Genomic DNA, 13,633 nt, shown 5'->3' on the forward strand with positions numbered 1-13,633 from the left:
TATGGGAATTTCAATTAAAACTTTATTGGAACATGAATTTTTTAAAGACTTTCATATTGTAGCTGGTTCTAAAGGGATACAGAAAGAAGTACAAGGAATTGCGGTCATGGATGCTCCGGATGCCTATCGTTGGACGAAAGGAAAGGAACTTGTAATTACTTCCGGTTATTCTATTTTGATGGAACCGGATTGTATCAAAAAGTCTTTTGATGAAGGATTGATGCAGATCACTTCCGGAATGATTATTAAACGAGGGAGATATCTTCCGATGATTCCGAAAGAGATTATCGAACTGTTTGAACGATATGAAATACCGCTGATCAGTATGCCATTTGAAATCGGCTATATGGAAGTCATGCAACAGGTGAATACGATCGTGATGAATCGGACCATTCGGCGCTTTCAAATCCATCAGAATGGTGCGATGATGTTAGGTTCGACAACATACAAAGTTCAAAAGATTAAAAAAATATTGCAGGCAGTAGAAGTGGAAATGGGCTTTCCGGCATTTCTATATGATGTAGGTGAACAGGAAGGATATTGCAGCTCTGCAAACTTTAAGCGAATTTCAGAAACCTATGGATTGCAGGAAAGTGATTATTGGAATCCTACGATGGAACACAATCGCTATACATTATGTGACTATATACAGATGACACGAATCCGAATGTTTAATGAAGATAATGTGGATGGTCCGCGGATCAGTTGGATTTTGATGCCGATTAGTATTGGAGGCAATCTGCAGGCATACTTTATTGTGATGGAATCAAGAGAATTCTTAGATTATTACGATGAGTATTCCATTCGGATTGCGTACCTTTTGCTACAATCGGTATACGAACAAATTGTCATTGCACAAAGTATTGGGAACATCGGATTTGAAAATCTTGTTTTGCTTGCGCTGCATTCTACCGGGGAAGATGAAGAAAGGCTTCTTTATCAGGCGGGACAGCAGGGGATTTCTATGAATACAAGATATACCTGTGTATTGTTTCACCAGATGAATGAGGAATTGAGTGCGCGGAATTCCAGAGAACAGTATATTGCTGTTTTCAAAAACAGTCAGCTTTCTAAAAATGCAAAATTAGCATTTCTCGATGAAAATACAGGGGTAGTTTTAACAGAATTGTCTGATTCGGTGTCATATAGTCAAAAAGATATGGAAGGTATGATTTCTGATTTTGAGCAGAAAATTGTTGAAACATTTCCTAAAATGGAATTGGAGTTTGCGGTGTTGCGAGAAGGCAAGAAAATGTCGGAATTAAAATCATCGGTGGAAACGTGTGGGAAAGTAATGAAAATGGGGAAAAAGCTCTGTCCAAAGAAGAAAATTTGGGATTATGAGATGATTGGCCCGTTTGCATGGCTTCAAATTCCGGAGAAAGAATTGGAACAGATGCTCTCAGAGTATCTGGATATGATGAAAGACGAGAAAAATGTAGAACTGCTCAGGACACTGAAAGTTTATCTGGAAAACAATATGAATTTCAGCGTGACAGCTGAGAAAATGTATGTACATATCAATACCATTCGAAAAAGGATTGACAAGTTAGACCGAATGCTACAGATCGATTGGGACTCCTATATTTCCCGATTAAAAATAGAAATATTATTGCAGTTTTTGGAATTGTAGATTCCGATAATTATAGAAGAAATGGGTATGGCTGAAATGCAGGCTATACCCATTTCTTATGTGTAAAAATCCTGTGAGCATCGACCGTATGCAGATTTACTTTTGGAGAAGTAAAAAAGGCCGGTTTTAAATATAGCCTCCGTCTATTCCGATGATCTGTCCGGTCATATAGGCGGGAGCATGGGCTAAGTCCCATGCGAGAGAAGCAACCTCTTCCGGGGTACCAAATCGGCATGCAGGGATATCTTCTTCCAGTGCAAGACGTTCTTCAGGACTAAGCTGTGCGTTCATGGCGGTATCGATGGCGCCACAGGCAATGGTGTTGACTTGAATATTGCTAGGTGCAAGTTCTTTTGCCAGTGCCCTCGTCAGTCCGTGGATGCCGGATTTGGCGGCGGAATAGGCGGCTTCGCAGGAGGCGCCGACCGTTCCCCACATCGAGGAAATATTGATGATTTTTCCTTTTTTTCTGGAAATCATAGAGGGCAGGGTTGCCCGGCTGCAATAGAAAACTGAGGAAAGATTTGTCTGGATCATGCGATCCCACAGATCGTCGGTCATATCTGTGAACAAACCGATGTGAGAAATTCCTGCATTGTTGATAAGTACATCGATCTGCCCACAAGTAGTGGAAATCTCTTCAAACATTGCGGTGACTTGTGAAGAATCACTGACATCGCAGCGGCAGCAAGTGCAGGAGCTGTCAGGCAGTGCAAGGATTTCTTTTTTGACATTTTCTAACTGTTCGAGAGAAGTGGAGCAGTTTAAAATGACATGGTAATGATTTTTGGCAAACTGAAGTGCGATCGCTCTTCCGATTCCTCTAGAGGAACCAGTAACAAGAACGACTGGTTTTTGATTGGTTATATGCATAAAGAACCTCCGTGAAAAAAATATAATGTTACTATAGCACAAACTGGTGAAAAATGACAGAACAGCTCAGAACAAATCGGAAAGAAGAGTTGAAAAAGTGTGTTCGATTGGTATAATAAAACTAGGTGAAATTGGTATATCGTTTTAGGCGGGAATCGAAAGAAAGAAGAAAATACAGGAGGTGGAGGAGATGATCCAAAGGGCAATCGCATTTGCGACGAAAGCACATGACGGGCAACTGCGGAAAGGGACGATGCGCCCATATATTTTACATCCGCTGGAAGTGGGTGTGATCGTAGCGAGAATGACGGAGGATGAGGAGGTTATCAGTGCAGCAATCCTGCATGATACGATCGAGGATTGCGAGGGAGTGACGGCGCAGATGATCGAGCAGATGTTTTCCAAGCGGGTGGCAGAACTTGTGCAGAAAGAAAGTGAAGACAAATCAAAGACGTGGATGGAGCGCAAAGGTGCGACGATCCATCATCTGAAAGTAGCAGAGCGGGAAGTACAGATGATCGGTCTGGCAGATAAGCTGTCCAATATGCGGGATATCGATCGGGATTATCCAGAGTGCGGGGAGGAATTGTGGCAACGATTCCGAATGAAAGACAAAGAGACGATTGGATGGTACTATAAAGGAGTAGAGGAGGCTCTTCGAAATTCTTTCTCGGAAGTTCCGGCGTATATGGAGTACCGCAGTCTTGTAGAGAAAATTTTTGGAAAATAGAAAATAACAGGAAGATAATAGACAGGAGAACAGTATGAAGAAAAAAATATTAATGATAGGAACCGGAGGAACAATTGCATCAAAACAGACGGAGGCCGGGCTGGCTCCGGGACTTTCCTCGGAGGATATCCTATCTTATATTCCGCAGGTAGAGAGCGTGTGTGATGTGGATACACTTCAGGTGTGCAATATTGACAGTACGAATGTGACACCGGAATATTGGAAGAAGATTGCAGGGGCAATCGAGGAACACTATGAGGAGTATGATGGATTTGTCATCTGTCACGGTACGGACACGCTGGCATACACTGCGGCAGCACTGTCTTATATGATCCAGAATTCTGAGAAGCCGATCGTGATCACCGGAGCGCAAAAGCCGATCAATATGGATGTGACAGACGCGAAGACAAATCTTTTAGACAGCTTTATTTACGCGTCAGACGATGCATCTCAGGATGTGACGATCGTATTCGATGGGAAAGTCATTGTCGGAACAAGGGCGAAGAAAGAGCGTGCCAAGAGTTACAATGCATTTTCCAGCATTAATTTCCCGTATCCGGCAGTGATACAGGATCAGAAAGTATTTCGCTATATGCCGGCGATTCCTTATAAGAAGCCGGTCACGTTCTATCATGAGATGAAGAACAGTATTTATGTATTAAAGCTGATCCCAGGTATGAAGCCGGATGTATTGTCCTACATTTTTAAACATTATGATTGTGTCGTAATTGAAAGTTTTGGTGTAGGCGGTCTGCCGGAGAGCATTGTCGGAGAATTTTATAAAGAGATGACGGAGTGGGTGCGCCATGGAAAGATTGTGGTGATGACAACGCAGGTGGCAAACGAAGGAAGTAACATGACGGTCTATGAAGTTGGGAAAAAGGTCAAACAGGATTTTGATCTGATTGAAGCATACGACATGACATTGGAGGCAGTGATCACAAAATTAATGTGGATCATGTCCATGGAACAGATGAGTTACGCGGAAGTGAAAGAAAGATTTTACAGCAGCGTAAACCATGACATTTTATTTCATGAGTAGCAGTGTGAAATGAAGTGTGTTTAGCAAATTATAAAAAGGAAAAAGGGGAAGAAAAATGTATCAGCATATTTTATTTGATCTAGATGGAACACTGACAGACCCGAAAGTGGGGATTACAAGCGCAGTTGCACATGCGCTGAAATTTTATGGGATAGAGGTGGAGAATCTTGATACGCTCTGCAAGTTTATCGGTCCGCCGCTTGCGGATTCCTTTATGGAATATTATGGATTTGACCGGGAACAGGCGGTGGAAGCAGTGGAAAAGTATAGAGAATATTTTTCAGTGCGGGGACTATATGAGAACGAAGTCTATCCAGGGATTGAAAAACTATTAAAAGCACTGACAGAACAAGGAAAGAAGGTCTATCTGGCGACATCCAAGCCAGAGGTGTATGCAAGACAGATTTTGGAGTATTTTCACCTGACAGAGTATTTCACTTTTATTGGAGGAAGTGAATTGAGCGGGGAGCGTGTCAGAAAAGGAGATGTTATCGCATATGTGCTGGAGCATGAGAAGATTACAGACAGAGATAAGGTGATCATGGTCGGAGACCGAATGCATGATGTGCTTGGGGCAAAGGAGCAGAACATCCCATGCATCGGAGTGTTATATGGCTATGGAAACAGGCAAGAGCTGGAAGAAGCGGGAGCGGCAATGATCAAAGAGAGCGTAGAAGAACTGCACGACACCTTAGTGTAACTGAGGGGAAAATCGCGCCGGCAAAACAGCAGAGAAAGAAAAAATAAAAAGAGACAGAAAGAGGTAGAAGCAAGGAAATGAAGTCAGCACAGGATTTGAGAAAGTTACTAAATGAGATTCATCGGAAGAGTTATCCTGCATATAAGGGGACGAAGGGCAGTTATCGGTTTGCGGATTATATTTTGCAGATCGATCATGTGCAGGGAGATCCATTTGCATCGCCATCGAAAGTGAGTGTTGCGATTGACGGACAACTGGCAAGGTTTCCGAAACAATTATTTGACAAGAAATATAAGCGGATCGCGCTGCAGGATTATCTGACAAGAGTATTTTATCAGAAGATCGAACGCTTCAACTTCAAGGCAAAGGGTTCAGGGAAAAGTGGTTTGTTATCTGTCAGCAGATGCGGACAGGAGATTCTGGAGCGGACAGCCTGCACGATTGACCCGGCAAATGGTAATGTGCTTGTGCGTATGGAAGTAGGATTTCCGGCAAATGGAAGGACAATTAATTCCGGAGAGCTTATTAAGATTTTCTTTGAGTTTCTTCCAGAGTGTGTAAAGGAATCATTTTTCTATCCGTGTGCAGATCAGAAAAAAATTGAGCAGACGATTTTTTTGGCGGAAGATCAGCAGGTGATCCGGGAAGAGATCCTGAAGCGAAATCTTAGTGCATTTGTGGCAAACGGCTCGATTTTGCCGAGAGAGAGTGGAATTTCTTCCCGCCCGATGAAGAATGGGGTTCCATTCCGTTCGCCGAAAGAGATGGAAGTGGAGATAGAGTTGCCGCACAGAGGAAAGATTACCGGTATGGGGATTCCATGTGGAATTACTTTGATCGTAGGCGGCGGCTATCACGGGAAATCCACATTGTTAAATGCGCTGGAAGTTGGTGTGTATAATCACATTGCTGGAGATGGAAGAGAGTATGTGATCAGTGATGATACTGCAGTCAAACTCAGGGCGGAAGATGGACGGAGTATCAAAAAGACAGACATTTCTATGTTCATCAACAATCTCCCGAATAAGAAAAATACAGAGGCATTCTATACCGAAGATGCAAGTGGAAGTACTTCGCAGGCGGCAAATGTAGTTGAGGCGATCGAGGCAGGCAGCAGATTGTTTCTGATCGATGAGGATACGAGTGCCACAAACTTTATGATCCGCGATGAACTGATGCAGCGGGTAGTGGCAAGGGAAAAAGAACCGATCACACCGTTTATTGACCGAGTGAGGGAGTTGTATGAAAAAGAAGGGGTGTCCTCGATCATCGTAGCGGGAAGTTCCGGATCTTATTTCCATATCGCAGATACGATTATCCAGATGGAACAGTATGAGCCGGCGGAGATTACAGCTTTCGCAAAGCAAGAGGCAGCGGCATTTCCGCTTCCGGTATCGGAAGGAAAGCGGGAGATGAAGAAACCATCCGTGCTCCGAAGCGCAGAAAAAAACAGGACATTCGCAGACCGCGGAAAAGTGAAGATCAAGGCGATGGGAAAAGATGGCATCCAGATGAATCGAGAGACAATCGAACTTCGCTATGTGGAACAGATTGTTGATACGGAACAGACAAATGTACTTGGCTATCTCGTGAAGTATGCAGAGCAGAATCTGTTTGATGGAAAGAAAACAATCCAGCAGGTAGTAGATGCGATGGAGCAGAAGATGGAGCGGGATGGACTTGCTTCCATTGCAGAGTCTTCGTATCTTCCGGTTAATTTTGCAATGCCGAGAAAGCAGGAAATCTTTGCCTGCCTGAATCGTTACCGGGGGCTGCGGTTGTAAGAAGATGAGAATAAAGTTGTGAAGAGCTTATGAAAATCTAAAGAATTTATGAACTTCTTGACAAATGGCAGTTAGCCGACTATCATAAGGAATATCGAATAAGAAAAGGTTGAGAGAAAGAGGAGTACGCAAAGATCCCTTGCAAGAGAGGATCACTCATGGGCTGAAAGGTGATTTCAAGAAGGAATTGTGGAAGTAGCTTTTGAACCGGACGACTGAAGCGGCAGCAGTGCCGGCAGTAGGTAGTCACGGATCGTCCCCGTTACCGGACGCTAGAGATATCGATCTGCTTTTGTACAGAGATTTACGGAGTATGGAGCAGAGAGATAACAAAGGTGGTACCGCGATCATTCGCCCTTTACAGTATGTAGAGGGCGTTTTCTATTCCATAGGAAATCATATCAAAGGAAAAGATAAAGAGCGGTCACTCATGATAGAGCTAAAAGAAGATGAAGAGCAAAAGAGGGTTTGCAAAGGAGGAAATGATGAGTAAGAATTTAGAGAAGACTTACAATCCAAAAGAGATTGAGCCGAAACTTTATGAAAAATGGTGTGAGAACAAATATTTTCACGCAGAAGTAGACAGAAGTAAAAAACCGTTTACAACTGTAATGCCACCGCCGAATATCACAGGAAAGCTTCATATGGGGCATGCATTTGACAATACACTTCAGGATATCCTGATCCGTTATAAGAGAATGCAGGGATACAATGCACTTTGGATTCCGGGTACAGATCATGCGGCGATTGCCACAGAGGTAAAAGTTACAGAGCAGTTAAAGGCAGAAGGAATTGATAAGAAGGAACTTGGAAGAGAGAAATTTTTAGAGCGTACCTGGCAGTGGAAGGATGAGTATGCAGGAACGATTGAAGGCCAGTTGAAAAAACTCGGTGTTTCCTGTGACTGGGATCGAGAACGATTCACGATGGATGAGGGATGCTCCAAAGCAGTTGAGGAAGTATTCATCAAACTTTATGAGGAAGGATACATTTATAAAGGATCCAGAATCGTTAACTGGTGTCCGGTATGTAAGACAGCGCTTTCCGATGCAGAGGTTGATCACGAAGAGCAGGCAGGACATTTCTGGCATATCAAATATCCGATCGTAGGAACAGACCGTTTCCTTGAGATCGCGACAACACGTCCGGAGACAATGTTAGGAGATACAGCAATCGCGGTACATCCAGATGATGAGAGATACAAAGATATCGTCGGAAAGAATGTATTACTTCCATTAGTAAACAGAGAGATTCCAATCGTGGCAGACTACTATGTAGATAAGGAATTTGGAACCGGAGCGGTGAAGATCACACCGGCACACGACCCGAATGACTTTGAAGTCGGAAAGAGACATAACCTTCCGGAGATCAACATCATGAACGATGATGCTACGATCAACGAGCTTGGTGGGAAATATGCAGGGATGGAGCGCTATGAGGCGAGAAAAGCAATCGTAAGCGATCTGGAAGAGCAGGGATTCCTTGTGAAAGTAGAAGATCATTCTCATAATGTCGGAACACATGAAAGATGTGGAACAACGGTAGAGCCACTCGTAAAACAACAGTGGTTTGTCCGTATGGAAGAGCTGGCAAAACCGGCGATCGAGGCGATCAGCAACGGAGATCTGAAACTGATTCCAGAGCGAATGAACAAGACTTATATGAACTGGCTGTCCAATATCCGTGATTGGTGTGTATCCAGACAGATCTGGTGGGGACATAGAATCCCGGCTTATTACTGTCAGGAATGTGGAAAAGTTGTTGTGGCAAGAGAGATGCCGGAGGTATGCCCGGATTGTGGCTGTACCCATTTTGTGCAGGATGAAGATACTTTAGATACATGGTTCAGCTCCGCACTTTGGCCATTCTCAACACTTGGCTGGCCGGAGAAGACGGAAGATCTTGATTACTTCTATCCAACCGATGTACTTGTAACCGGATATGACATCATCTTCTTCTGGGTGATCCGTATGGTATTTTCCGGATATGCTTATACTGGAAAAGCGCCGTTCCACACGGTATTATTCCATGGATTGATCCGTGACTCTCAAGGAAGAAAGATGAGTAAGTCTCTTGGAAACGGAATTGATCCGCTGGAGATTATCGAGAAGTATGGTGCAGATGCGCTCCGTATCACACTTGTGACGGGAAATGCACCTGGAAATGATATGCGTTTCTACGATGAAAGAGTAGAGGCAAATAGAAACTTTGCGAACAAAGTATGGAATGCATCCCGCTTTATCCTTATGAATATGGAAGGAAAAGAGATTACAGTTCCGAACGAAAGTGATTTGTCAGCGGTGGATCAATGGATCATCTCAAAGATGAATACACTGACAAAAGATGTGACAGAGAACATGGACAAATTTGAACTTGGAATCGCTGTACAAAAAGTATATGACTTTATCTGGGATGAGTTCTGTGACTGGTACATCGAGCTTGCAAAATACCGTATTTATCACGCGGAGGAAGATCCGGCAGCAGCAAACAGCGCACTTTATACATTAAAGACGGTGCTCGGCGATGCATTAAAACTGCTCCATCCGTTTATGCCGTTTGTGACAGAAGAAATCTACGGTGCGCTTGTTCCAGAAGAAGAATCATTGATGATGTCTTCCTGGCCGGAATACAAAGAGAGCAGCTGCTATCCGGAAGCGGAGAATATTGTAGATCACATGAAAGAGATCATCCGCGGTGTCCGCAACGTACGGGCAGAGATGAATGTTGCTCCAAGCCGTAAGGCGAAGACATATATTGTCTGTGAAAATGAAAATCTTTGTCAGGGATTTGAGGAGATTAAAGAGTCTTCCATGCCGCTGATGAGTGCAAATGAAATCCAGATTCAGTCCGACAAGAGCGGAATCGCAGAGGATGCAGTTTCTGTCGTTGTTGCAGATGCAGTTGTATATCTGCCAATGGAAGAGCTTGTTGACTTTGAGCAGGAGTTAGAGCGTCTGACAAAAGAGGAAGCACGCTTGACAAAAGAACTTGCCCGTGTCAATGGCATGCTGAATAATGAGAAATTTATCAGCAAGGCTCCGGAAGCAAAAATCAATGAAGAAAGAGCAAAGCTTGAGAAATATACACAGATGATGGAACAAGTACAGGAACGATTAAAAGGACTTAGAAAATAAACACATCAGATTGTGAGAGGTGACAATGAAACGGATTCATATCAAACGCCCCGATATAAAGGGTGGCATACAAAGGGTGAAAAATTTAAAGCCGGAAGACATTAAGAAGTATTGGAAGAAGAGAAAAGAGAGAAGGGAACAGATTTTAGAGAAGAGACGCAACAGCCCGCTGGCGAAAAAGCTGGCACCGTGTTATAAGTTCATGAATCAGTTTTCGCTTGTATTTCATGCACTTTTGGCATGCTTTTTGAACCTGGTCATTGAATGTATTTCCCGACATTCGCTTGTACAGGGGTGGAATTATATGGTTGAGACACCAAAAGTGTTCTTATATAATTCATTTTTGATCTTTATTACGTTTTCTGTTGTTTATCTCGTAAGAAGACGTATTTTTGCCAGAATTCTTTTAAGTGTATTCTGGATCGGTCTTGGGGTGACGAACGGATACATGCTTATGAAGCGTGTCACTCCGTTTAACGCACAGGACTTAAAAGTTGCCGGTGATGCGGTGACCTTGATCAATTCTTATTTTAACGGAATTGAACTTGTTGCGGTGATCGTTGGTGTGGCAGCGGTTGTTGTATGGGTCATTTCCATGTGGAAGCGTGGCGGACAGTATGCTGGAAAAATGAGAAGAGTGCTTGCGCTGACCGGAGTGGTATTCTGGTTTGGACTATTTTTTGTCGTGACAGATGTAGCACTTGATAAGCGAGTGATTTCCAATTATTTTGGAAATATTGCTTTTGCCTATGAAGATTATGGATTTCCATACTGTTTTATGTCGAGTGTGTTTAATACCGGAATTTCACAGCCGAATGGCTACAGTGAGGAAATGATCGCTCAGATCAGTGAGAACGGTGCGATCACAGAGGCCAAGACCGGAAGAAAAGAGATGCCAAATATTCTCTTTATCCAGCTGGAATCGTTCTTTGATACAAGTGAGGTAGAATTTTTGCAGACATCACAGGATCCACTTCCAACGTTCAGAGCGCTTTCTGAGAAATATTCGTCAGGGTATTTCAAAGTGCCATCGGTGGGAGCCGGAACGGCCAACACAGAGTTTGAAGTTCTGACCGGAATGAACTTGCGATATTTTGGACCAGGGGAGTATCCGTATAAGACAATATTAAAAAAGGAAACCGCAGAGAGTGCAGCAACTGCGCTGAAACGATTTGGTTACGGTGCACATGCGCTTCACAACAACGGAGGAAATTTTTACAGCCGTTCAACGGTATTTAATAATATCGGGTTTGACAGTTACACGAGTAAGGAATTTATGAATATTCTTCAGCTTACCGAGAATGGGTGGGCGAAGGATGATATCCTCACAGAACATATCATGAACGCAATGGATTCGACAGAACAGCAGGATTTCGTATTTGGGATCACAGTACAAAGTCATGGCGATTACTATGGACAGCATTTAGAAAATCCAAGGATTCAAGTGACCGGAATAGAGGATGAAGAAGTAAGAAGTGCATGGGAATATTATGTCAATCAAATCTATGAAGTCGATCAGTTTATCGGAGATCTTGTGCAGGCGTTGGAAGATAGAAAGGAACCAACCGTTCTAGTCCTATATGGAGATCATCTGCCAACACTCGGACTGAAATCCGAAGATCTGAAGGGAAGGTATCTGTACAATACAAACTATGTTGTATGGGATAATATCGGGTTGGAAAAACAGGATCGAAATATTGCATCTTATCAGATCATGGCGGATGTTTTTGAGAAGTTGGATATCCATTCCGGAACGATATTCAATTATCACCAGAAGAGAAGGCAGACGAAGAACTACTTACTCGATCTGGAGATGCTGCAGTATGATATTCTCTATGGAGAGAAGTATGTGTACGGAGGGAAAAATCCAGTGCCGGAAGGACACATGCAGATGGGAATTAAAGATGTCGTGCTGACAGATCTGATCACACAGCTTGACGGAACATATAGCCTCTATGGCGAGAATTTTACTAAAAATAGTAGAGTCTATGTCAATGGCGAGAAGAAGAGCTCTAAATTTTTGAATAATACGAGGATCGAACTGCAGGAGACAGAGCTGAAGGAAGGAGATATTATCACGATCATTCAGATGGGATCAAGTAATACGGTCTTTCGGACTTCTGCGGAATACATTTACCGCGGTGGCAAGATAGAAGAGCTGACAGAAGAATTGAAGCTTCAGCTGGAAGAGGAAGAAAAAAAGGCAGAAGATGTAAAGACAGTGACAGAAGAAACAAAAGATGCGGCAGACGATTCGTCTGAAACACCGCAGAAATAATGGAGAAGACAAGTGAATTATCAGGAAAGTGTGAAATATATTTTAGACATTCCAAAATTCACAGTGAAGAATCATCTGACACATACAAAAGAGTTCCTATTAAGACTTGGAAATCCACAGGTCGGTAGGAAAGTAATTCATGTGGCAGGGACAAATGGAAAGGGCTCTGTATGTGCATACATACAGGCTCTTTTGCTTGCGGAGAAAAAGAGGACAGGATTTTTCAGTTCTCCTCATCTTGTGAAGATCAATGAGCGGATCAGAATAAATGGGGAAGAGATAGACGATGAAACATTTCTTGCTGTTTTTCAGAAAGTAAAAACTACTGTGGATGAGATGGAAAAAGACGGGCTGGCACATCCGACTTTTTTTGAATTTTTGTTTGGAATGGCGATGACTGCTTTTGCGATGGCAGACATGGAGTACATTGTGCTGGAGACAGGGCTCGGTGGCAGGCTGGATGCCACGAATGCAATCGATGATCCGGTATTGACTGTGATCACAGCAGTCGGAATGGATCATATGGAGATACTGGGAGATACGATAGAAAAAATTGCAGCAGAAAAGGGCGGGATCATCAAAAGACAGGTTCCGCTTGTATTCGATGGGAATAATGTGCAGGCAGCAGCTGTTTTCCGACAAATTGCGGAAAATTGTGGTGCACCTTGTAGAGAAATCACGAAAGATGCGTACGAAATTCAGGAAATCACAGAGAAATATATTGCATTTTCAAAACGAAGTGCGTATGATGAAGATACTACATGGAGGCTTTCCAATACCGGATGTTATCAGGTGGACAATGCACTGCTTGCACTAGAGGCTGTGCAGATACTTCTTCCAAAAAGACATCTGAAACTATGGAAGGATACGCTGTTTCATGTGAAATGGCCGGGAAGAATGGAGGAAATCCTCCCGGGAGTCTACATAGACGGAGCACATAACGAGAATGCAGTAGAGCGGTTTGTCGAGACGGTGAAGCGAAGACCTGTTCACGGTGGACGGACTGTGATTCTGTTTTCAGCAGTCAAAGAGAAAGAGTACGAGAAGATGATCGCAGAACTATGCCAGAATTTATCAGTGGACAGTTATGTGATCACGACCGTGGAAAGTACACGAAAAGTCGATGCGGGTGAACTTGCCCGGATCGTTCGGAAATATACAGACAGTGAAGTGACTGTCCGGGAACAATTAGAAGAGGCATGGGCGGAGATGATGAAACAAAAAGGAGAAGACGGTATTGCCTACTGCCTGGGCTCACTCTACCTTGTAGGTATGATCAAAGAGCTTGTGAAGGGAGAACCAGAATGTTAGATTATGAAGAGGAATTAAAGAAATTTAAACCTAGCCTGGAAGTAGATGACATAGAGGAGGCAGTGTATCAGGAAGACTTGTCTGATATGACTGATATTCTGCGGGAGATGCTCAGTCAGGCGAAATAGCAGAAAGATTACGGTGGAAT

11 protein-coding genes are annotated in these 13,633 nt (G+C 43.3%); 10 read left to right on the top strand and 1 reads right to left on the bottom strand.

Annotation, left to right across the window (positions count from 1 at the left end; translation table 11 throughout):
* Window position 1 precedes the first annotated feature (1 nt).
* Window positions 2-1,633: a PucR family transcriptional regulator gene (locus tag EDD74_RS04105; RefSeq protein ID WP_116441235.1), complete on the top strand. Its 1,632-nt coding sequence runs from the start codon at window positions 2-4 to the stop codon at window positions 1,631-1,633.
* Between the two features lie 126 nt (window positions 1,634-1,759).
* Here EDD74_RS04105 and ymfI read toward each other — a convergent pair whose 3' ends face one another.
* Window positions 1,760-2,506: an elongation factor P 5-aminopentanone reductase gene (ymfI, locus tag EDD74_RS04110; RefSeq protein WP_116441236.1), complete on the bottom strand. Its 747-nt coding sequence runs from the start codon at window positions 2,504-2,506 to the stop codon at window positions 1,760-1,762.
* A 190-nt stretch (window positions 2,507-2,696) separates the two neighbouring features.
* Here ymfI and EDD74_RS04115 point away from each other — a divergent pair, with 190 nt between their 5' ends.
* The 9 genes from EDD74_RS04115 (at window position 2,697) to EDD74_RS15470 (ending at window position 13,613) form a co-directional block, all read left to right on the top strand.
* Window positions 2,697-3,236 (top strand): HD domain-containing protein, encoded by a 540-nt coding sequence (locus EDD74_RS04115; protein ID WP_116441237.1) that lies wholly within the window; start codon window positions 2,697-2,699, stop codon window positions 3,234-3,236.
* A gap of 34 nt (window positions 3,237-3,270) precedes the next feature.
* Window positions 3,271-4,278: an asparaginase gene (locus tag EDD74_RS04120; RefSeq protein WP_008974830.1), complete on the top strand. Its 1,008-nt coding sequence runs from the start codon at window positions 3,271-3,273 to the stop codon at window positions 4,276-4,278.
* 55 nt (window positions 4,279-4,333) lie between these two features.
* Window positions 4,334-4,978 carry an HAD family hydrolase gene (locus EDD74_RS04125; protein WP_008974831.1) on the top strand — a complete coding sequence of 215 codons (645 nt, stop codon included), beginning with the start codon at window positions 4,334-4,336 and terminating at the stop codon, window positions 4,976-4,978.
* A 77-nt stretch (window positions 4,979-5,055) separates the two neighbouring features.
* Window positions 5,056-6,762 carry an ABC-ATPase domain-containing protein gene (locus EDD74_RS04130; RefSeq protein ID WP_116441238.1) on the top strand — a complete coding sequence of 569 codons (1,707 nt, stop codon included), beginning with the start codon at window positions 5,056-5,058 and terminating at the stop codon, window positions 6,760-6,762.
* Between the two features lie 202 nt (window positions 6,763-6,964).
* Entirely contained in the window at window positions 6,965-7,255 is a 291-nt protein-coding gene (locus EDD74_RS04135) for a hypothetical protein (protein WP_116441239.1), read from the top strand.
* Window positions 7,248-9,896: a valine--tRNA ligase gene (locus tag EDD74_RS04140; protein WP_116441240.1), complete on the top strand. Its 2,649-nt coding sequence runs from the start codon at window positions 7,248-7,250 to the stop codon at window positions 9,894-9,896. Before EDD74_RS04135 ends, EDD74_RS04140 begins: the two co-directional genes overlap by 8 nt.
* Before the next feature lie 25 nt (window positions 9,897-9,921).
* A complete protein-coding gene (locus EDD74_RS04145) occupies window positions 9,922-12,174 on the top strand; it encodes an LTA synthase family protein (RefSeq protein ID WP_116441241.1) in 2,253 nt (750 codons plus the stop codon).
* A 12-nt stretch (window positions 12,175-12,186) separates the two neighbouring features.
* Complete coding sequence (locus tag EDD74_RS04150; protein WP_116441242.1) at window positions 12,187-13,485, top strand: bifunctional folylpolyglutamate synthase/dihydrofolate synthase; 1,299 nt, start codon at window positions 12,187-12,189, stop codon at window positions 13,483-13,485.
* Complete coding sequence (locus EDD74_RS15470) at window positions 13,479-13,613, top strand: hypothetical protein (RefSeq protein ID WP_008974839.1); 135 nt, start codon at window positions 13,479-13,481, stop codon at window positions 13,611-13,613. The genes EDD74_RS04150 and EDD74_RS15470 overlap by 7 nt, the downstream gene beginning before the upstream one ends.
* Window positions 13,614-13,633 lie beyond the last annotated feature (20 nt).

This window comes from Faecalimonas umbilicata (genome assembly GCF_004346095.1).
GTDB lineage: Bacteria > Bacillota > Clostridia > Lachnospirales > Lachnospiraceae > Faecalimonas > Faecalimonas umbilicata.